General features: G+C 71.0%; 15 protein-coding genes. 8 read left to right on the top strand and 7 right to left on the bottom strand.

Features of this window, described 5'->3' with window-relative positions; all coding sequences use genetic code 11:
* Nucleotides 1–95: 95 nt before the first annotated feature.
* Genes H4696_RS14590 through H4696_RS14575 form a run of 4 tightly spaced genes read left to right on the top strand, consistent with a single transcriptional unit; the run spans nucleotide 96 to nucleotide 7,430 of the window.
* Complete coding sequence (locus H4696_RS14590; RefSeq protein ID WP_086858358.1) at nucleotides 96–2,063, top strand: alpha-L-fucosidase; 1,968 nt, start codon at nucleotides 96–98, stop codon at nucleotides 2,061–2,063.
* A 27-nt stretch (nucleotides 2,064–2,090) separates the two neighbouring features.
* On the top strand, nucleotides 2,091–4,481 hold the full coding sequence (locus tag H4696_RS14585; RefSeq protein WP_086858357.1) for a ricin-type beta-trefoil lectin domain protein: 2,391 nt from the start codon (nucleotides 2,091–2,093) through the stop codon (nucleotides 4,479–4,481).
* A 28-nt stretch (nucleotides 4,482–4,509) separates the two neighbouring features.
* Nucleotides 4,510–5,976, top strand: coding sequence for an arabinofuranosidase catalytic domain-containing protein (locus H4696_RS14580; protein WP_086858356.1), 1,467 nt, complete (start codon nucleotides 4,510–4,512; stop codon nucleotides 5,974–5,976).
* 29 nt (nucleotides 5,977–6,005) lie between these two features.
* On the top strand, nucleotides 6,006–7,430 hold the full coding sequence (locus H4696_RS14575) for an endo-1,4-beta-xylanase (protein ID WP_086858355.1): 1,425 nt from the start codon (nucleotides 6,006–6,008) through the stop codon (nucleotides 7,428–7,430).
* A gap of 81 nt (nucleotides 7,431–7,511) precedes the next feature.
* On the opposite strand, the gene H4696_RS14570 is transcribed toward H4696_RS14575, so the two are convergent.
* Nucleotides 7,512–8,966: a non-reducing end alpha-L-arabinofuranosidase family hydrolase gene (locus tag H4696_RS14570; protein WP_086858354.1), complete on the bottom strand. Its 1,455-nt coding sequence runs from the start codon at nucleotides 8,964–8,966 to the stop codon at nucleotides 7,512–7,514.
* A gap of 160 nt (nucleotides 8,967–9,126) precedes the next feature.
* Nucleotides 9,127–11,112, bottom strand: coding sequence for an ATP-binding protein (locus H4696_RS14565; protein WP_086858353.1), 1,986 nt, complete (start codon nucleotides 11,110–11,112; stop codon nucleotides 9,127–9,129).
* Nucleotides 11,113–11,233: 121 nt separating this feature from the next.
* On the opposite strand from H4696_RS14565, the gene H4696_RS14560 reads away from it, so the two are divergent.
* A complete protein-coding gene (locus tag H4696_RS14560; protein WP_086858352.1) occupies nucleotides 11,234–12,115 on the top strand; it encodes a cyclase family protein in 882 nt (293 codons plus the stop codon).
* Between the two features lie 17 nt (nucleotides 12,116–12,132).
* Here the strand turns inward: H4696_RS14560 and H4696_RS14555 are convergent, their stop codons facing one another.
* Nucleotides 12,133–12,747, bottom strand: a complete 615-nt coding sequence (locus H4696_RS14555) for a TetR/AcrR family transcriptional regulator (protein ID WP_086858351.1) — start codon at nucleotides 12,745–12,747, stop codon at nucleotides 12,133–12,135.
* A 66-nt stretch (nucleotides 12,748–12,813) separates the two neighbouring features.
* On the opposite strand from H4696_RS14555, the gene H4696_RS14550 reads away from it, so the two are divergent.
* A complete protein-coding gene (locus tag H4696_RS14550; protein WP_086858350.1) occupies nucleotides 12,814–13,203 on the top strand; it encodes a MerR family transcriptional regulator in 390 nt (129 codons plus the stop codon).
* A gap of 106 nt (nucleotides 13,204–13,309) precedes the next feature.
* The gene (locus H4696_RS14545; protein ID WP_086858349.1) at nucleotides 13,310–14,233 is read left to right on the top strand and encodes an NADP-dependent oxidoreductase; all 924 of its coding nucleotides are present in this window, start codon (nucleotides 13,310–13,312) and stop codon (nucleotides 14,231–14,233) included.
* Between the two features lie 9 nt (nucleotides 14,234–14,242).
* Here H4696_RS14545 and H4696_RS14540 read toward each other — a convergent pair whose 3' ends face one another.
* Complete coding sequence (locus H4696_RS14540) at nucleotides 14,243–15,031, bottom strand: SDR family NAD(P)-dependent oxidoreductase (protein ID WP_086858348.1); 789 nt, start codon at nucleotides 15,029–15,031, stop codon at nucleotides 14,243–14,245.
* A gap of 87 nt (nucleotides 15,032–15,118) precedes the next feature.
* On the opposite strand from H4696_RS14540, the gene H4696_RS14535 reads away from it, so the two are divergent.
* Nucleotides 15,119–16,021: a LysR family transcriptional regulator gene (locus tag H4696_RS14535; protein WP_086858347.1), complete on the top strand. Its 903-nt coding sequence runs from the start codon at nucleotides 15,119–15,121 to the stop codon at nucleotides 16,019–16,021.
* A 156-nt stretch (nucleotides 16,022–16,177) separates the two neighbouring features.
* Here H4696_RS14535 and H4696_RS14530 read toward each other — a convergent pair whose 3' ends face one another.
* The 3 genes from H4696_RS14530 to gadC are packed head-to-tail and all read right to left on the bottom strand — an operon-like array spanning nucleotide 16,178 to nucleotide 19,448.
* Nucleotides 16,178–17,530: a dipeptidase gene (locus tag H4696_RS14530; protein WP_086858346.1), complete on the bottom strand. Its 1,353-nt coding sequence runs from the start codon at nucleotides 17,528–17,530 to the stop codon at nucleotides 16,178–16,180.
* On the bottom strand, nucleotides 17,527–17,973 hold the full coding sequence (locus H4696_RS14525) for a hypothetical protein (RefSeq protein ID WP_086858345.1): 447 nt from the start codon (nucleotides 17,971–17,973) through the stop codon (nucleotides 17,527–17,529). Before H4696_RS14525 ends, H4696_RS14530 begins: the two co-directional genes overlap by 4 nt.
* Nucleotides 17,970–19,448 carry a glutamate/gamma-aminobutyrate antiporter GadC gene (gene gadC / locus H4696_RS14520; RefSeq protein ID WP_086858344.1) on the bottom strand — a complete coding sequence of 493 codons (1,479 nt, stop codon included), beginning with the start codon at nucleotides 19,446–19,448 and terminating at the stop codon, nucleotides 17,970–17,972. Before gadC ends, H4696_RS14525 begins: the two co-directional genes overlap by 4 nt.
* Nucleotides 19,449–19,523: the final 75 nt, after the last annotated feature.

Here is a 19,523-nt window from a genome sequence, read left to right as displayed (position 1 = left end):
TTCGGGCCCGCGCAAGCCTTGACCACCTGGCTCGCACGAGCCTAAACAGAGCGTGTTAGCGCTAACTTATTTCGGTGCCGAGGAGGCTTCCCGACATGCCCGAGTTCAGCCGTCGCACAGCACTGGGCCTGATCACGGTGGGCGGCGCGGCGGCGGCCGGTCTCCTGCGCGGGGGCATCGCTTCGGCCACCGCGGGGCCCAGCAGCTACACGCCGACCTGGTCGTCGGTCGACCAGCACCCGCCCGCCGCGGAATGGTTCCAGGACGCCAAGTTCGGCATCTACTTCCACTGGGGCGTCTTCAGCGTCCCCGCGTTCGGCAACGAGTGGTACCCGCGCAACATGTACATCAGCGGGTCCAGCGAGAACAACCACCACAAGGCGGTGTACGGCGACCCGTCGGCGTGGCCGTACCACAACTTCGTCAACGGGGCCCGGGACAAGGCGGGCAACTGGGTGCAGTTCGCGCCGAAGCTGAAGTCCGCGGGCGGGAACTTCGACCCCGCGGAGTGGGCGCAGCTGTTCGCCGACGCCGGCGCGAAGTTCGCCGGGCCGGTCGCCGAGCACCACGACGGCTTCTCGATGTGGAACAGCGCCGTCAACGAATGGAACTCGGTCGCCAAGGGGCCGCGGCTGGACCTGGTGCGGCTGCACGCCGACGCGATCCGCGCCCGTGGCCTGAAGTTCATGGTGTCGCTGCACCACGCCTACCACTTCACCGGCTACTACGACCACGTGCCCGCGCAGTCGGACGCGAGCCTGCGCAAGCTCTACGGCCAGCTGGGCTCGGCGGCGGAAAACCAGCTCTGGTACGACAAGCTGGCCGAGGTCGTCGACGGCTACCAGCCGGACCTGCTGTGGCAGGACTTCAACCTCTCCCGTGTCGACGAGTCCCGGCGACTGAACTTCCTCGCGTACTACTACAACAAGGCCGTCGCGTGGAACAAGGACGTCGTCGCGACCTACAAGGACGGGTTCGACAACCGGGGCGAGGTCTTCGACTTCGAGCGCGGCGGGCCGGGGGACATCCAGACCCCGTACTGGCTGACCGACGACAGCATCTCCAGCTCCAGCTGGTGCTACACGACCGGTATCGGCTACTACTCGATGAAGGCGATGCTGCATTCGCTGATCGACCGCGTCAGCAAGAACGGCACCATGCTGCTGAACATCGCGCCGATGGCCGACGGCACCATCCCGGCCGGGCAGCGGACGATCCTGCTCGGCATCGGCGACTACCTCGCCCGGTTCGGGGAGTCGATCTACGCCACCCGCGCCTGGTCGGTCTACGGCGAGGGCCCGACGCAGATGGGCGGCGGCTCCTTCACGACACCCCGCGAGGGCACCAACCGCGACATCCGCTTCACCCGCAGCAAGGACAACACCGTCCTGTACGCCACGGTCATGGGCTGGCCGAGCGGCACGCTGGACATCGCCACCCTCGGCTCGGGCCGGATCAACCTCGGCTCGCTGCAGTCGGTGCAGCTGCTCGGCGCCACCGCCGGGTCGTACACCGACCTGCCCGACCGCACCCAGGACGGCTCCGGGCTGCACATCCGGCTGCCGTCGATGCCGTTCAGCGCCCCGGCGTACGTGGTGAAGCTGACGTTCGCCGGCCAGATCCCCGCCCCGGGCTCCGGTCCGCTCCCCACGAGCTGGGTGCGGATCGCGAACGTCACGACCGGTCTCGTGCTCGACAGCGGCGGGAACGTCGCGACCGGATCGGTGCTCAAGCAGTGGTCCTACGACGGTTCCACCAACCTGCACTGGCAGCTGGTCGACCTGGGCACCGGCTACCACCGGATCGTCAACCGCACCAACGGCATGGTCGCCGACAGCGCCGGCCGGACCGGCAACGGCGTCAACGCCGTGCAGGCGGCCTGGACCGGCAGCGACAACCAGCAGTGGCGGCTGGCCGCGCTGGGCAACGGGCGCTACCAGATCGTCAACCGGGCCACCGGCACCGCGCTCGACGGCGCGGGCAGCACGACGGCCGGCTCGGCCGTGGTCCTGTGGGCCCCGAACGGCAGCACCAACAACCAGTGGACCGTCACGGCCGTCTGATCCCCTTCGTCGGAAGAGAGAACTGCCATGCCCCGAACCCTGCTGCGGAGGGTGCGAGCCGCGGTGGTCGCCACCGTCGTCCTGGCCGCCGGCTTGGTGGCCGCCACCGCGCCGGCCGAGGCGGCCACCTCGATCACGATCAACGGCGGGTCGGCCGGGCGCACGTTCGACGGCGTCGGCGCGGTCAGCGGCGGGGGCGGCAACAGCCGCCTGCTGATCGACTACCCCGAGCCGCAGCGCGGCCAGATCCTCGACTACCTCTTCAAGCCGGGCTACGGCGCCGCGCTGCAGATCCTCAAGGTGGAGATGGGCGGGGACACCAACTCCACCAGCGGCGCGGAACCCAGCCACGCGCACTTCCGCGGCGACCTGGACTGCAACCGCGGGTACGAGTGGTGGCTCATGGAGCAGGCCAAGGCACGCAACCCCGGCATCAAGCTCGTCGGCCTGCCGTGGGGCGCGCCGGGCTGGATCGGCAACGGCACGTTCTTCTCCAACGACCTGACCGGCTACTACCTGTCGTGGCTCGGGTGCGCGAAGCAGCACGGGCTGACCATCGACTACCTCACGACCGTCCAGAACGAGAAGCAGTGGAGCGCCGACTGGACCGTGACGATGCGCAACGCGCTCAACGCCAACGGGTACAGCGCCGTCAAGGTCATCTCCGGCGACTCGTGGCCGGGGGACTGGGGGCCCGCGAGCGCGATCTCGACGAACACGGCCTACCGCGACGCGACGGACGTGCTGAGCGCGCACTACACCTGCGGCTACCTCAGCGCGCAGACGTCGTGCAGTGTCCCGTCCAGCGTCACCGGCACCGGCAAGACGCTGTGGTCCAGCGAGAACGGCTCCCAGGACTACAACGACGGCGCCAAGCCGCTGGCCCGCGGCATCAACCGCGTCTACCTCGACGGCAAGATGACCGCCTACCTCAACTGGGACCTCATCGCCGCCACCACGCCGAACATCCCCTGGCCGACCGTGGGGCTGATCCTCGCCAACCAGCCGTGGTCGGGCTACTACTCGGTCGGCAAGGACGCCTGGGCGCTGGCGCACACGACGCAGTTCACCGCACCCGGCTGGAAGTACCTCGACGCCTCCAGCGGGTACCTCGGCGGGAACCGCGCCAACGGCAGCTACGTCTCGCTGAGGTCCCCGAGCACCGGTGACTACAGCACGGTCATCGAGACGATGGACGCCACGTCGGCCCAGACGCTGAACCTCAACGTCACCGGCGGGCTGTCGACCGGCCAGGTGCACGTGTGGGCGACGAACCTCAACTCGAACAACTCCGCGGACTTCTTCAAGCACACGGCCGACATCACGCCGTCCGGGGGAGCGTTCTCCCTCACCGCGCAGCCCGGGTACCTCTACACGATCACGACCACCACCGGGCAGGGCAAGGGCACCGCGACCAGCCCGGCGCAGGGTTCGCTGAACCTGCCCTACAGCGACGACTTCGACGGGTACGCGACCGGCAAGGAAGCCAAGTACCTGATGGACATGGAGGGCGCCTTCGAGACGGCCGCCTGCGGTGCCGGCCGCGCCGGCACGTGCGTGCGCCAGGCCGCGCCGCAGAAGACGATCCCCTGGAAGAAGTTCGTCGATCCCTACGCGCTGCTGGGCAACGTGGCCTGGAGCAACTACACGGTCAACGCGGACGTGCTGCTGGAGAAGTCCGGTTCCGTCCAGCTGCTCGGCCGGGTCGGCTCGCAGGACACCGGCAACCAGGGCGCGGTGAACGCCTACTACCTGCGGATCAGCGACACCGGCGCGTGGTCGATCCAGCGCAACAACACCAGCCAGCAGGTCACCACGCTGCGCAGCGGCACGGCGGCCGCCCTCGGCACCAACAGCTGGCACAAGCTGTCGCTGGGCTTCTCCGGCAGCACGATCACCGCTTCCGTCGACGGCGCCGTGCTCGGCACGGTCACCGACAGCACGTTCCCGGCCGGCCAGGCCGGGATCGGCACGAGCACCGGGGAGACCGCCCAGTTCGACAACTTCGCGGTGACCGGCTCGGGCGGCGGGTCGACGTCGGTGCTGCGCAACACCGGCTCCGGCCGCTGCCTCGACGTCCCCAACGTGTCCCAGACCAACGGCACCCAGGTGGCGCTGTGGGACTGCAACGGCGGCGGGAACCAGCAGTGGACGCTCACCTCCGCCAAGCAGCTGCAGGTGTACGGCGCGAAGTGCCTCGACGCCGAGAGCGCGAGCACGGCTCCCGGCACCCGGGCGATCACCTGGGACTGCACGGGCGGCACGAACCAGCAGTGGAACGCGAACGCCGACGGCACGGTCACCGGTGTCCAATCAGGACTGTGCCTCGCCCCGACCGGCGGCGGCACCGCGAACAGCACGCCCGTGACCCTGCAGACCTGCACGGGCGGCGACGCCCAGAAGTGGGCACGGAGCTGACAGTGTTTCGTCCGGACAAAGGAGTTCGATGAAAGCACGATGGATAAGGACGCTGCAGACCACGGGAGCCGCGGTGGTGCTCGCCTCGGGCGCGCTGGCTGGTCCCGCCGCACCGGCGCAGGCCGCCACCCAGGGGCCGTGCGACCTCTACGCCGCCGGCGGCACGCCGTGCGTGGCGGCCCATTCGACGACCCGGGCGTTGTACGGCGCCTACAACGGCGCGCTCTACCAAGTCCGGCGGGCCTCGGACAACGCCACCCGGGACGTCGGTGTGCTGAGCGCGGGCGGCGTCGCGAACGCCGCGACGCAGGATTCCTTCTGCGCCGGCACGACGTGCCTGATCACCGTCATCTACGACCAGTCCGGCCGCGGCAACCACCTCACGCAGGCCCCGCCGGGCGGGTTCTCCGGCCCGGCCGCCGGCGGGTACGACAACCTCGCCAACGCGGCGGCCGCGCCGATCACCGTCGGCGGGCAGAAGGCGTACGGCGTGTTCGTGGCCCCGGGCACCGGCTACCGGAACAACAACGCCACCGGGACGGCGACCGGTGACCAGCCGGAGGGCATGTACGCGATCTTCGACGGCACGCACTACAACGGCGGCTGCTGCTTCGACTACGGCAACGCCGAGCGCAACAGCCGGGACAACGGCAACGGCACGATGGAAGCCATCTACTTCGGCAACATCAAGGTCTGGGGCTACGGCGCCGGGAACGGCCCGTGGATCATGGCCGACCTCGAGAACGGCCTCTTCTCCGGGATCAACCAGCGCTACAACGCCAACGACCCGACCATCAGCCACCGCTACCTGACCGCGATCATCAAGGGCGGGCCCAACCGCTGGGCCATCCGCGGCGGCAACGCGCAGTCCGGCGGGCTGTCGACCTTCTACGACGGCGCCCGGCCCAACGTGTCCGGCTACAACCCGATGCGCAAGGAAGGCGCCATCATCCTCGGTACCGGTGGCGACAACAGCATCGGTTCCGCGGGCACCTTCTACGAAGGCGTGATGACGTCCGGCTACCCGTCGGACGCCACCGAGAACGCCGTGCAGGCCAACATCACCGCGGCCGGGTACGGCACCGGCGGCACCGGCACCACCACCGGGCCGCTGCACGCGGTGGGCGCCGGCAAGTGCCTCGACATCCCCGGCTCCACCACCACCGCCGGCACCCAGCTGCAGATCTACAGCTGCAGCGGCCAGGCGAACCAGACGTGGACCCGCACGTCGTCGAACCAGCTGACGGCCACCGTCGGCGGGCAGACGCTCTGCCTGGACGCCTCGGGCAACGGCACCAGCGCCGGGACGAAGGTGGTGACCTGGTCCTGCAACGGCGGGGCCAACCAGCAGTGGACCGTCAACTCCAACGGCACGGTCACCGGTGCGCAGTCCGGGCTGTGCCTGGACGTGACGAGCGCGTCCACGGCCAACGGCGCGCTGGTCGAGCTGTGGACCTGCAACGGCGGCAGCAACCAGCAGTGGACGCTGGGTTGAGCACCTTCGAGGGAAGGAACGAGGTTGTGATGACCACCAGCCCGACCCGGTGGCGGACCGCGCTCGCCGCCACCGCGACCACCGCCCTCACGGTGGCTTCCCTGGTGCTGTCGCCAGGGACCGCCGGCGCGGCGAGCACCCTCGGCGCGGCGGCGGCGCAGAGCGGCCGGTACTTCGGCGCCGCGATCTCCACGAGCCACCTCGGCGAAGCGGCCTACGTGAACACGTGGACGGCGGAGTTCAACGGCGTCACCCCGGAAAACGAGATGAAGTGGGCCACGGTCGAGCCGAACCGGAACCAGTTCAACTTCGGGCCGGGGGAGCAGATCGTCAGCCAGGGCCGGAGCAAGGGGATGAAGATCCGCGGGCACACGCTGGTGTGGCACGGGCAGCTGGCCGGGTGGGTGAGCGGCCTGGACGCGAGCAACCTGCGGTCGGCGATGGAGAACCACATCAGCCAGGTGGCCGGCCACTGGAAGGGCCAGCTCTACGCGTGGGACGTCGTCAACGAGGCGTTCGAGGAGAACGGCACCCGACGGCAGTCGGTGTTCCAGCAGAAGCTCGGTGACGGCTACATCGAGGACGCCTTCCGCACCGCCCGCACGGCCGACCCGAACGCCAAGCTCTGCTACAACGACTACAACACCGACGGCGTCAACGCGAAGAGCACCGGGATCTACAACATGGTCCGGGACTTCAAGAGCCGTGGCGTGCCGATCGACTGCGTGGGCTTCCAGAGCCACCTCGGCTCGACGTCCAACCTGAGCAGCTACCAGGCGAACCTGCAGCGCTTCGCCGACCTCGGGGTCGACGTGCAGATCACCGAGCTGGACGTCGGCGGTTCGGGGTCCGGCCAGGCGAACGTGTACCGGCAGGTCACGCAGGCGTGCAAGGCGGTGGCCCGCTGCACCGGCATCACCGTCTGGGGCGTCACGGACAAGTACTCGTGGCGGTCGGGCGACACGCCGTTGCTGTTCGACGGCAACTACGGCAAGAAGCAGGCCTACACCGCGGTCCTCGACGTGCTCAACGGCGGCGGCGGCAACGGAGGTGACGCCGCGCTGCGTGCGGTGGCCGCGAACCGCTGCCTGGACGTGCCGAACTCGTCGACCACGGCCGGCACTTCGCTGCAGATCTGGGACTGTCACAGCGGGACCAACCAGCAGTGGACCCGGACGAGCACCGGGGCCTTGACCGTCTATTCGGGTGATTCGCAGCGCTGCCTGGACACCGCCGGCGGCGGCACGGCCGCGGGCACCGCCGCGGTGATCGCGAACTGCACCGGCGGCAACGGCCAGAAGTGGACGTTCCCGGGCAACGGCACCATCACGAACGCCCAATCGGGTCTGTGCCTGGACGTGACCGGCGCGGGGACCGCCAACGGAACCGCCGTGATCATCTGGACCTGCAACGGCGGGTCCAACCAGCAGTGGAGCGGGCCGTCGGCCGCTTAGGCCCACCGCGTCCGCCGGAACAGACCGAGAGCACGGCACCCATCCGGGTGCCGTGCTCTCGGCGTCGGGTGGGGAGTGTCGCTAGCGCTGCAGCGTCAGGACACCCGGCCGCCACGGCAGCTGGTCGTAAGGACCGCCCGCGGACGGGGACTTCCCTTGGTAGAGCAGTTGGAGGTTGCAGGGATCCACGGTCATCGTCTGGTCCGGGTTGCTGCGGACCAGATCGCCGTGGCTGATGTCGTTGGTCCAGCTGGCGCCGCTGTTGGCCTTGCCCGCGAAGGGATTGCTTTCGCTGGTGGCCTGCGGAGTCCACGAACCACTGAGGCTGCTTGCCGTGTACGAACGGAAGTAGCGTCCGTTCGCGCCGATCGATTCGACGATCATGAGGTACTGGTTCTGGCCCTGGACCTTGTAGACCTGGACCGCTTCGAACAGGTTGTTCGTCGAGTCGCTCATGATCGTCGTGTAGTTCGAGCCGAAGCTGCCCGGGAAGTTCCCGATGGGCATGCTGGCTCGGTAGATCTTTCCGTTGTCACCGGCGAAGAAGAGGTACATGTTCGAGCCGTCGGCGATCAGGGTCTGGTCGATCGGGCCGGTACCCGAACCGGAGATGCTGCCGGTGAACAGCGGCTGCGGCGACGACCAGCCGTTGGGGTTGGTGGGATCGCTGGAGGTGCGGTAGATGAACGGCCACGCACCCCACTGGTACGCCAGCACCCAGATGTTCTTCGGTGCGAAGTAGAACAGGGTGGGGGCCACCGTGCCCTGGTTCATGCCGGTCTGCCCGGCCGAGGCCATGTCGGACCAGTTCGTGAACGGGGTGAAGGCCATCGAGCCGTACGACGATCCCGAGACGTTCGACGCGTACACCAGGTGCTTGCCGTTGTAGACGACGTTGGTGAAGTCCTTGAGCGAGACCCAGCCGTGCTGGGGTTGGGCGAGAACACCGGTCGAGGACCAGCGGTAGGACGACGGCAGCGAGCAGCCGGTGCCGCCACCGGTGGTGGTCGTGGTCGTCGGTGTGCCCGACAGGCCCGTCCACTTCTGGTTGCTGCCACCGTTGCACGTCCAGATTTCGACCGCCGTGCCGTTGGCCGTGGCGGCGCCGGTGACGTCCAGGCAGAGGCCGGACTGCACGCCGACCACCGTGCCGTCGGCGTTCACCCGCCACTGCTGGTTGGCCCCGCCGTGACAGGTCCAGATCTGCACCCGCGTACCAGCGGTCGTCGCGCTGCCCGGTACGTCGAGGCACTTGCCGCCGAACACCGTCAGCTGGCCGGAGGCGGTGGACGTCCACTGCTGGCCCGCGCCGCCCGAGCAGTCGTAGATCTGCAGGGAGGTGCCGTCGGTTTGACTGGCGTTCGGCACATCCAGGCAGCGGCCGGAACCGACACCGCGCAGCGATCCGGTGACGTCGGCCAGCGCCGGCCCGGCGCCCAGCGTCACCGCGACCGTCATCGCCGCCGTGACCGTTCCCGCGGCGGTGAGTGCGGCGATCTTGGACCGGCTCCTTCGGCTGATACTTCTTCTGTCCATCGTGAACTTCTCCCAGCCAGTTAGGAAACGACTGTTATCGCTAACATAAAGCCGGATCAGCCTGTGCTTCCAGCGGAAGAGTTGTCAATCCGCTCGCCCGGGTGCGCGGATTCGGACAGCCGGGCTCGTGAAAGTTACACCGGCAGGGGGCCGGGGGCTGTCACGCCGGCCGGCCGGTTTCGCGGTCCCACAGTACTTCGGTCAGGTGCGTGATCGCCTTGTCCCGGCGCCGTCGATAGGTGTTGAACGACAGGTGCAGCGAGTCCGCGACGCGCTCCTGAACGCCGGTCGGCCGCAGGAAAGTGCGGTCGATCAGCACGCGGAATTCCGGCTTCAGCGTGGCGGCGGTTTCGTCGAGCAGCTCCCGCAGGATTTCTGTGGGTGCACGGCCGGTTCGTTCGTGCTGCCGGACGATCCGGGATCGCGTCAGCGGATTCGACCGCAGGAGTTCCGGCGTGTGCAAGGTGCGCAGGGCCGAGCGGACGGCGTCGGCGAACTCCGGCCGGGACAGCACCGGTTCACCGAGGGCTTGCCCGGCGGGCCGGGTCGGCAGGCCGAGCTGACGGGCGTGCAGCAGATCGGTGTACTTCGCGGTGCCGGTCCGGCGCCAGTCGTGCGCGAACACCGGGAACCGCGACTCGCCGACGGTGTAGCCGGCCTCGTCGGCGGTCCAGAAGTCGAGGGATTGCATGGCGGGTGCCCACAGTTCGCCGTCTACGAACGCGCCCACGAAGCTCCACGCCGTGTCTTCGCCGATCAGGATGATGTCCAGCATCTGCCACGCTACGAACAGCGTCAGCGACGGTGACGGCCGTTGCCCGTGGTCGCGGTCGAGGAAGAAGCGCCAGGCGCGGACCCGTTCGCCGGCGCGCGGCGCCCCGTGCTTCCCGGCATAGCCCCAGATCGCGTCGACGCCCGGGTCTGCGCCGAGGTCGTCTTCGGTCAGGTCCAGGCACGCGCCGTACCCTTGCAGCTCGCCGGTCGCGGTGCGGAACGCCCGGAACGCCCCGGGCCGGCGCCGCATCCAGTGCGCCACCAGGCCGGCCTGCTCGCGCCCCTGCCACTCGGCGGTCATGGCGACGATCGCGGACCGGTCGTTGTCGTGCAGTGCGTCGGCGTGGGCCCGCATCGTCGGCGGCAGCGACGCCAGCGCGGCGAGCGGCGAACGAGCGCCGTTCAGCACGACGGTCATCGCCATCAGGTCCAGCCGCTCCCGGTCGTCCGCCATCGCGCGGACCTGGCCGTGGAACACGCCGAGCTTGCGGCGGTAGAGGTCGGCGTACCGGCCGGGGTCGCGCCAGCGCAGGTCGGCGATGAGGGCGTCGCGGACGACGTCGTGCGGGTAGAGCCCGTACGGGGACTCCTCGACGAACACCTGCGTCCGCAGCCAGGCGAACAGCTCACCGGCATCGCCGCCGGTCATGGCGCGCAACAGGTCCTCGGTCGTGACGAGCAGCAGTGCGCACACTTCCAGTGCCGCGCGGTGCCGGGCGCTCGGCACTTCGTCGAGCAGCTGCGCGAGCAACGCGCCGACCCCGCCGGGCAGATCCGACAGGCTGCGCGGCGCGGCTCCGCGGCGCACGGCGTCCACCATCAGCGACAAGGTGAGCGGGTGGCCCCGGCTGATCCGCAGCAGCCGGTCGTGCAGCTCCCCGGGCACGTCCTGAGCGGTCAGGTAGGCGAGTCCGTCTCGCGGCGGCAGCTCGCCGAGCGCGACGACCCGCAGCAACGTCCGCCAGGCCGGGTCCGCGCGCCACCGCGGTCCGGGTTCGCGCCGTCCGGCGAGCACCACCAGGCAGGACGCGGGCAGGGAAGGCAGATACCGCTCGCGGACCCAGTCGTCGACGGGTTCCAGCAGTTCGTAGGTGTCGATGAACAGCACCGCGGGCGCGTCGCCGGCCGGAGCTGGAAGCGCTTCCCGCCCGAGAGTGAGGTGGCGGGCATCGACCCGGACCGGATCGAAACCCTTCTCGACGGCGATCTCGGCGAACACGTCGAGCAACGTGCTCTTGCCCACGCCGCCGGCACCGTGCACGAAGAGCACGCCGGCCGCGCCCAGCGCGTCCCGGAACACGGCGGCTTCCTCGTCCCGGCCGACGAAAGACCGCCGCCGCAGCTCGCGCACCGTGTGGCCGAGGGAGGTCATGCGCCCGACTGTAGCCACCGCTGCCCACCGGAACGGGCACCAGGTGGGCACCGGATGGGCTGGTGGGCCACAGGCCGGTCCGGTGACGATGCGGCCAAGCCACGAGTGGGAGGAAGCAAACATGGATCAGCACGGTGCCGGGTTCCCGAGCAACTGGGGACGCTGGGGCGAGGCCGACCAGTTCGGCACCGTCAACCTGATCACCCCGGAGGCCCGCGCGCGCGGCGTCGCCGAAGCGCGGACGGGAGTGTCGGTTTCGCTGGCCCGCAAGACCCCGACGGCGCCGCTGATGGGCGGGCCGATGGCCGCCCTGCGGGCGGAGACCACGGGCGTGCAGACCATCATGTCGTTCACCGGCTCGCCGCCGCTGGCGATGGCCGAACTGATGCTCGTCACGACGCACCACCCCGAGGTCACGCACCTGGATGCGCTGTCGCACATGGTCGTGGACGGGCGGGTGTACCCCGGGCTCGCGCAGGCGGAGAGCTCCAGCCCGGCGGGAGTGACCCATGGTGCCGCGGACGTTTTCGCCGACGGCATCGTGACCCGGGGCGTGCTGCTCGACCTGGCCCCGGGCGGCAAGCTGCCCGACGGCCACCCGGTCACGGGCGCCGACCTGGCGGCCGCGGCGGCACGGGCCGACGTCGAGGTGCGGTCCGGTGACGCACTGGTCGTCCGCGCGGGCTGGGACCGGGTGCCCGACGACGGCCGGGCGCTGCCGGGCATGACGTCGGGTGCGGTCCGGTGGATGCACGACCACGGGATCGCCGTCTACGCCGGGGACATCGGCGACGCGTCTCCGCCGGTGAAGGACGACTTCCCGGGCGCGCTGCACCGGCTGGGGCTCGGCCGTCTGGGTCTCGTGCTGATCGACGGCGCCCGGGGCGAGGAACTCGTTGCGGTGTGCGAAGAGCAGGGGCGGTGCACGTTTCTGTTCGTCGCCGCGGTTCCCCGGATCCTCGGCACCACCGGCCTGCCGGTGAACCCACTGGCGATCTTTTGACGGGCGATCGTTTCGCGTTACGTCGCCGGCAGGACGTGGCGGAGGAGCCGCCGGATCCGGTCGAGGTCGACGTCGCTCTCCAACCGGGCTCGCTCCGGCATCTTCTCCGTGAGCGGCTCGACGCCGAACAGCAGGCGGGGGAGCGTCGGGTGGATGGCGATGCCGACCAGTTCGTTCGCCACGGTCTCGGCCTCGTCGGCCGGAAGTCCCCACGCGGTCACCAGGTGGGCCGCGAGATTGCCGGTCGTGACGCCGAAGACGACGTCGAAGAGTCCCGCGGCCAGTTCCGGCAGCCGGTCCGCCTCGCCGATGCCGAGGCGGACCATCTTCGCGACCGAGGACCAGCGCAGCAGCTGCACGAAGCGCCCGCAGTACCGGACGATCGCCTCCGCGGGCTGCTCGGCGTAGTCGGCAGGCGTGCCCATCCGGTCGGCGAACAGGGTGCGGATGCGTTCGACGACCGCGTGGAACAGGACGTCCTTGGTCGGGAAGTGCGCGTACAGGGAGCGCTTCGACGTTTCCGCGCGCGCCGCGATCGCGTCCATCGAGGTCCGTTCGAAGCCCGTCTCCAGGAACGCGAGCTTCGCCGTGTCGAGGATGTGTTCGCGCAGCGCTTCCCCGCGTCGGGCCATGGGCGTCCACCTCAAGTGTTCGGTACGGAACAGTTTACTTGGCTCGGGTCAGCGTAAAATTCCGGTATGCGAATCGGCGAGCTGTCCAAGCGCACGGGCGTGAGTTCGCGTTCCTTGCGGTACTACGAAGAGCAGGGCCTGCTCACCAGCTCGCGCTCCCGCGCCGGGCAGCGGCACTACGCCGAAGCCGTGGTCGAGCGCGTGTCGCTGATCCGGCAGCTGTTCGACGCGGGCTTGTCCAGCCGGGTGATCGCTTCGGTGCTGCCGTGCGTGGAAAGCCCGGCCGACCCGCAGGTCGCCGAGGAGGCGTTCGCGACGATGACGCGCGAGCGCGACCGGATCGACGCCGAGATCGCCCGCTTGACCGAGGCCAGGGACGCGCTCGACGTGGTGCTCGAGGCCAACAGCAGGCACCGCGCGGCGCTGGCCGCGGCGCCGGTGGCCCGGTCGGCCTGAGACTGTGACCCGCGCCTCAGCCGGTTGCCCCTGACACCGGTGTCAGCGGTGAGCATGGCCGCAGGGCCCGGAACCACCGGGCCGGTCATCCGGAAGGCAGCGGAAAATGGGACAGGCATGGGGTTTCGGCAGGCACGGCGGGCCCGAGGTGCAGGAGTTCTTCGAACGCCCCGATCCCGCCCCCGGGCGCGGTGAGGTGCTGATCCGGGTCGACGTCGCCGGCGTGAACCCGCTCGACCACCTCCTGCGCGCGGGGCTGGTCCCCGGGCTCGACGGCGGGCGCCCGTTCCCCCGCGTGCTGGGCATGGAGGCGGCGGGGACCGTGCTCGCCCTCGGCGAAGACGTCGAGGGGCTCGAGGTGGGTGACGCGGTCTTCGGCTTCGCCCTGACCGGCGGCGGCACGTACGCCGAGACGACGGTGCTGTCCGCCGAGAACACCGCGCGCATCCCGGCGGGCCTGCCGGCGGCGGTGGCGGCGACGCTGCCGGTGGCCGGGACGACCGCGGTGGACGCCCTCGACCAGCTCGGCCTGCCGGCCGGCGCCACGATCCTGGTCAACGGCGTCGGCGGCGGGGTCGGCCTCGCGGTCGCCCGGCTGGCCGCGGCGCGCGAGCTGCGCGTGCTCGGCACCGGCAGCGCCGCGAAGCGCGAGCAGGCCGAAGCGATCGGGGTGCGGTTCGTCGACTACACCGCGCAGGACGTCGTCGAGGCGCTGCGCGAGCTGGTGCCGGAGGGGTTCGACGGGATCGTCGACCTGGTCGGCGGCACCTCGCTGCGGACCGTCGCCCCGCTGGCGCGCGAGCCCCGCACCGTGATCTCCGTCGGCGACCAGTCCGTGTCCGAGCTGGGCGGCCGGTTCGTCGAGCGCCGCCTGGACCGGGCGAACCTGGAGCGGTCCGCACAGCTGGCCCTCGACGGCGTCCTCGCGCCGGTGGTCACCGCGGTCCACCCGCTGTCCGACGCCCCGGCCGCGCTGGCCACCGTCGAAAACGGTCACGCTGCGGGCAAGGTCGTCATCAAGGTGACCTGAGCCGCGTGGTCAGCCGAACGCCCGCACGGCCACGTCCTCCCACTCTTGCCACGTCTTCAGCCGACCCTGGTACTCCTCGGTCACCGCGGCGAGCGACTTGCCGAGGAACATCCGGCGCGGCGGGTCCGCGGCGTCGACGAGCTCGAGGATCGCCGCCCGGGTGGCGTGCGGGTCGCCGATCTCCCAGTGGCCGTCGGTGGGGGCCGGGTAGGCCGGGTTCGGGGTGCTGCGGCGCGAGCCGACGGCCAGCCAGTCGGTGGCGTAGGGACCCGGCTCCAGGTTGGTGACGTGGATGCCGAACTCCGCGACCTCCTGGGCGAGGGACTGCGACAGCCCTTCCAGCGCCCACTTCGACGCGTGGTAGGCGCCGATGCCCGGGAACGCGACGATGCCGCCCTCGCTGGTGACCTGGATGATGTGCCCGCGCCGCCGCGCCCGCAGGATCGGCAACGCGGCCTGGGTGACCCAGAGCGCGCCGAAGAAGTTCGTCTCCAGCTGCGCGCGGACGTCCGCTTCGCTCAGCTCCTCGACCCGGCCGAAGTGGCCGTAGCCGGCGTTGTTGACCACGACGTCCAGGCCGCCGAAGTGGTCCGCGGCGCGCCGGACCGCGGCGAAGGCGGCGGCGCGGTCGGTGACGTCGAGCTCGAGCGGGAGGATCGCGTCGCCGTGGCGTTCGACGAGGTCGGCCAGCCGAGCGGGGTTCCGTGCGGTCGCGGCGACCCGGTCGCCGCGGTCGAGGGCGGCTTCGGTCCAGTGGCGGCCGAAGCCCTTCGAAGATCCTGTGATGAACCAAATCATGCTTCCAGAGTGAGCTCCCTGAGGTATGAGCACCAGCGATGTTTTCGCACCGCTGCTGTGCGCAGCACTCATGGCTAGGCTGGCGGCATGGCAGAAGTGACGCTGACCGGCCTGCGGGTGATCCGGGAGGTGGCGGCCACGGGCTCGTTCACCGCGGCGGCCGCTTCGCTCGGGTACACGCAGTCCGCGATCTCGCGGCAGATCGCGATGATGGAAGCCGCGGCGGGCACGGCGCTGTTCGAGCGGCACGCCCGCGGGGTGCGGCCGAGCCCCGCGGGGGCGCTGCTGGCCCGGCACGCGACCACCGCACTGGCCGTCGTCGACACCGCGGAGCAGGAACTCGCGGGCCTGCGCGACCGGCTGGCCGGCCGCTTGTCGATCGGCGCGTTCCCGGCCGCGGCGGCGGTCCTGGTCCCGCGGGCGCTGGCCGTCCTGCGCACCCGGCACCCCGGTCTGGCCGTCACGCTCGAGGAAGGCGCGACCCCGGCCCTGCTCTCCCGGCTGCGCGCCGGCCGCACCGAAGTCGTGGTGATCGGGGTCGGCGACGGACTGCCGGGTTACGACCTCGGGGGCCTCCAACAGGACGTCCTGACCGAGGACGACCTGCGCGTCGCGGTCCCGGCCGGCCACCGCCTCGCCCACCGGCCCCGGGTGGCGGTGGCCGACCTGCGCGACGAGACGTGGATCGTCGGCCGTGGCGGGCGAGGCGAGCCGCAGTTCGGTGCCTGGCCGACGCTGGAGGATCCGCGCGTCGGCCACGCGGTCCGCAGCTGGACGACCCGGCTGGGCATGGTGGCGGCGGGGCTGGGGATCGCGTTGCTGCCGGGAGTGGCGGCCGCGTCGGTACCGGCGGGTGTGGTGGTGGTTTCGGTGGAGGATCCGTCGTGGCGCGGCCGGGCCGCGGTGGCGGTGACCCGGCAGGGCCGGTCGGCGGGGGCGACGGCGATGGTCGATGCCCTCCGGGAGCAGGCGGCCGCAGACCGCGGCTGACCCCGCCGGGTCCCGGCAAAGTCGCCGACGCGGGCCTGCGATGTCTTGAATGAGTCATTCAGGACATCCGAAGACCTGAATGAGTCATTCAAGACGCCGGTGAAGCCGCTGCGGAGCGATCTGCCGCAACTTTGCCGGGACCCTGACACCTCCGGTTCAGGCGGGGCGCGAACCGTAGCCGCGCAAGAAGAGTGCCTCTGCCAGTGCCATCGACGCGATCTCCTCCGGTGCGACGCTTTCGTTGGGCGCGTGGATGCGCGCCTGCGGTTCCTCGACGCCGATCAGCAAGATCTCCGCGTCGGGATACGTCTCGGCTAAGACGGTGCACAACGGGATCGACCCGCCCTGGCCGAGCTGGCGCATCGGGCGGCCGTACGCGCTGTGCATCGCCTCGGCCATCGCGCGGTACGCCGGGCCGTCGGTGGCCGGGCGGAACGGGCGGCCGGTGGCCTCCACCTCCACCGACAGGCGCACGCCCCACGGGGCCGCCGCGAGCAGGTGGCCGGTCAGTGCGCGGGCCGCGTCGGATGGCTCGATGCCGGGTGGGATGCGGAGGTTCAGCCGGGCCCGGGCGCGCGGGGTGATGGCCGCCGCCGAGCCGATGACCGGGGGACAGTCGATGCCGAGCACCGTCAGCGTCGAGCGGGCCCACAGGGTGTCCGCCACTTCGCCGCCGCCGAGGAGGAGGGCGCCGGGGGAGAGGCCGGCGTCCGTGCGGAACCGGTCCGCCGGGTAGGGGGCGCCGGGCCAGTGGCCGTCGTTGGGCAGGCCGTGGACGGTGGTGTCGCCCGCGTCGTCGCGGAGCGTGGCGAGCACCGACACCAACGCCGCCAGCGCGTCCGGGGCGGGGCCGCCGAACATGCCCGAGTGCAGCTCGGACGAGAGCGCCTCGACCGTGACGACGACGTTGACCATCCCGCGCAGGCTGACCGTCACCGCGGGCTGCCCGACCGCGATGTTCCCGGTGTCGGCCACCAGGATCGCGTCGGCCTGCAGGAGGTCGGCGTGCCCGGGCACGAACGCCTCCAAGCCGCCGGTGCCCTGTTCCTCGGAGCCTTCGACGACGAGCTTGAGGTGGACGGGCACGTCGTCGCCGAGCGCGCGCAGGGCGGTGAGGTGCATGAGGATGTTGCCCTTGCAGTCGGCCGCGCCGCGCCCGTACCAGCGACCGTCCACTTCGGTCAGCCGGAACGGCGGGGTCCGCCACTCGGCTTCCCCCAGCGGTGGCTGCACGTCGTAGTGCGCGTAGAGCAGCACGGTCGGCGCCCCGGTCCGGCCGCACGACCGGGAACCGACCACGGCCGGGCTGCCGTCCGGGGTCTCGGCGATGCGGGTGGCGAACCCGGCCGCGGCGAACGCGTCGGCCACCCAGCCCGCGGCCCGCAGGCACTCCGCCGGCGGGAACTGCCGCGGGTCCGCGACGGAGCGCATCGCGACGAGGGCCGCGAGTTCTTCACGCGCCCGGGGCATGAGCTCGGCGATCCGGTCCCGGAGTTCCACCGCGCTCACCCGCCCGCCACGCCGGCGAAGCCCAGCCCGCTGACGTACTCCTGGAAGCCGGCGAGCTTCGCCGGGCAGTAGACCTCGATGACGAGCAGCTGCGCGTGCACCGCGGTGCCGGTCGCGAGCACCGGGCGCGTCCCGGGGCCGCCGGCGCCGTTGGCCATCCCGGTGTCGCTCGTCGCGCGGGCGAGCGCGGCGGCGGGGTCGACGCAGATCGGGCCGCCGTCCGTGCCGAGCAGCCGGACGAGCTGGTCCCGCGCCGGCACCCGCGCCCCCTCCTCGGTGAGCCGCGCGCTGAGCCGGTCGGCCTTCGCCCCGGCTTCGGCGGTCACCCGCGCGGAGCGGAAGAGCACGTACCCGGCCACCAGCAGGCCGCCGAGCACGAGGCCCACCAAGAGGTACACGAGCATCCGCTGCTTCCGGGTCGATCGTTCGTCCACTGTGGTCACGACGCACTCACCTCCGGTTGCCGCCACGACGGTTTGCGCAGGCGGTAGAACAGGAACGGCACCACGAGGCCGAGGCCGAGCGCGCCGCCCGCGACGACCACGAGGTACACCCACGGGTTGCCCGAACCGAACTGCGACGGCGGGACGAACCCGACCAGCAGCGCGGCCAGCGACGCGCAGAACCCGACCCCGCACAGCCCGAGCAGCATCGGCGCGCGGTACCCGCGCGGGTGGTCGGGGTGCTTGCGCCGCAACCGCACCGCCGCGACGAACATCAGCAGGTACATGATCAGGTACACCTGGGTGGTGATCACCGAGAAGATCCAGTACGCGCTCGACACGTCCGGGATGAACGCGTAGCACAGGGCGATCAACGTGGTGACCGCGCCTTGGACGACGAGGATGTTCCGCTGCACGCCCTGTTTGTTGAGCCGCTGCAGGAACGGCGGCAGGTACCCCTCCTGCCGGGAGATCAGGAGCAGGCCCTTCGACGGGCCGGCCAGCCAGGTCAGCATCCCGCCGAGCGAGGCCAGCACCAGCATGACGCCGATCAGCGGCGTCAGCCATTGCATGCCGAAGGTGGCGAAGACGGTTTCGAAGGCCTGCATCACCCCGGCCGTGAGCGACAGCTGGTCGGCGGGGATGACCCAGCTGATCGCCAGCGCGGGCAGCACGAAGATGAGCAATACCAGCGCCATCGCCAGGAACATGGCCCGCGGGAACTCCTTGCCCGGCTTGCGCAGCGAGGAGACGTGCACCGCGTTCATCTCCATGCCGGAGTAGGACAGGAAGTTGTTCACGATCAGCACCAGGCTCGCGAGCCCCGCCCAGGTCGGGAGCAGGTGGTCCGCCGACATCGGCGCCGCGGACGGGTGGCCCTGGGCCAGGAACACGATGCCGAGGACCACCAGCAGCGCGCCCGGGACCAGCGTCCCGATGACGAGCCCGCCACCGGCGAGCCCGGCCACGCCCTTCGTGCCGCGAGAGGAGATCCAGACCCCCGACCAGTACGCGACGACGATGACGGCGGCCGTCCACCACCCGTTGTCCGCCAGGCTCGGGTCGAAGACGTAGGCGAGCGTGCTCGCGACGTAGCCGAGCAGGCTCGGGTAGTAGAAGATCGTCATCGCGAACTGGCACCAGACGGCCAGGAACCCCATCGGCTTCGAGATCCCGAGCGCCACCCAGTTGTAGACCCCGCCCGGCCAGCCCGAAGCCAGCTCGGCCGAGACCAGCGACGTCGGCAGCAGGAACACGATCGCCGGGACGACGTAGAGGAAGACGGCCGCCAGGCCGTACACGGCCATCGTCGGCGACGGGCGCAGGCTCGCGACGGAACTGGTCGTCATGAGCGCGAGCGCGATCCAGGAGATCCACGCCGCGGCGGGCGGTCTCGCGCGCCGCGCCCCCTCGGCGGGTGGCGGGGAGGCGCCCGTCGACTCCGGGGGCCGGCTCGGTCGGTTGGTCGTGGTCATGGCTGTCGGCCTCCCGGGCTCGCCTCGACGGGTGCTTCATCGTGTTCCGGGCCGGTCCCGTCCGGGTCATCCGTT

Origin of the sequence: Amycolatopsis lexingtonensis, from assembly GCF_014873755.1 — a bacterium.
In the GTDB taxonomy this organism is placed as follows: domain Bacteria; phylum Actinomycetota; class Actinomycetes; order Mycobacteriales; family Pseudonocardiaceae; genus Amycolatopsis; species Amycolatopsis lexingtonensis.
This window is presented reverse-complemented; position numbering and strand designations above follow the sequence as displayed.

What these genes read in the sequence shown, in the direction of transcription:
- H4696_RS14565 (WP_086858353.1), bottom strand. Translation starts at nt 11,112, where the DNA reads ATGACCTCCCTCGGCCACACGGTGCGCGAGCTGCGGCGGCGGTCTTTC.
- H4696_RS14555 (WP_086858351.1), bottom strand. Translation starts at nt 12,747, where the DNA reads ATGGCCCGACGCGGGGAAGCGCTGCGCGAACACATCCTCGACACGGCG.
- H4696_RS14570 (WP_086858354.1), bottom strand. Translation starts at nt 8,966, where the DNA reads ATGGACAGAAGAAGTATCAGCCGAAGGAGCCGGTCCAAGATCGCCGCA.
- H4696_RS14545 (WP_086858349.1), top strand. Translation starts at nt 13,310, where the DNA reads ATGGGACAGGCATGGGGTTTCGGCAGGCACGGCGGGCCCGAGGTGCAG.
- gadC (WP_086858344.1), bottom strand. Translation starts at nt 19,448, where the DNA reads ATGACCACGACCAACCGACCGAGCCGGCCCCCGGAGTCGACGGGCGCC.
- H4696_RS14585 (WP_086858357.1), top strand. Translation starts at nt 2,091, where the DNA reads ATGCCCCGAACCCTGCTGCGGAGGGTGCGAGCCGCGGTGGTCGCCACC.
- H4696_RS14540 (WP_086858348.1), bottom strand. Translation starts at nt 15,031, where the DNA reads ATGATTTGGTTCATCACAGGATCTTCGAAGGGCTTCGGCCGCCACTGG.
- H4696_RS14560 (WP_086858352.1), top strand. Translation starts at nt 11,234, where the DNA reads ATGGATCAGCACGGTGCCGGGTTCCCGAGCAACTGGGGACGCTGGGGC.
- H4696_RS14535 (WP_086858347.1), top strand. Translation starts at nt 15,119, where the DNA reads ATGGCAGAAGTGACGCTGACCGGCCTGCGGGTGATCCGGGAGGTGGCG.
- H4696_RS14550 (WP_086858350.1), top strand. Translation starts at nt 12,814, where the DNA reads ATGCGAATCGGCGAGCTGTCCAAGCGCACGGGCGTGAGTTCGCGTTCC.
- H4696_RS14575 (WP_086858355.1), top strand. Translation starts at nt 6,006, where the DNA reads ATGACCACCAGCCCGACCCGGTGGCGGACCGCGCTCGCCGCCACCGCG.
- H4696_RS14590 (WP_086858358.1), top strand. Translation starts at nt 96, where the DNA reads ATGCCCGAGTTCAGCCGTCGCACAGCACTGGGCCTGATCACGGTGGGC.
- H4696_RS14580 (WP_086858356.1), top strand. Translation starts at nt 4,510, where the DNA reads ATGAAAGCACGATGGATAAGGACGCTGCAGACCACGGGAGCCGCGGTG.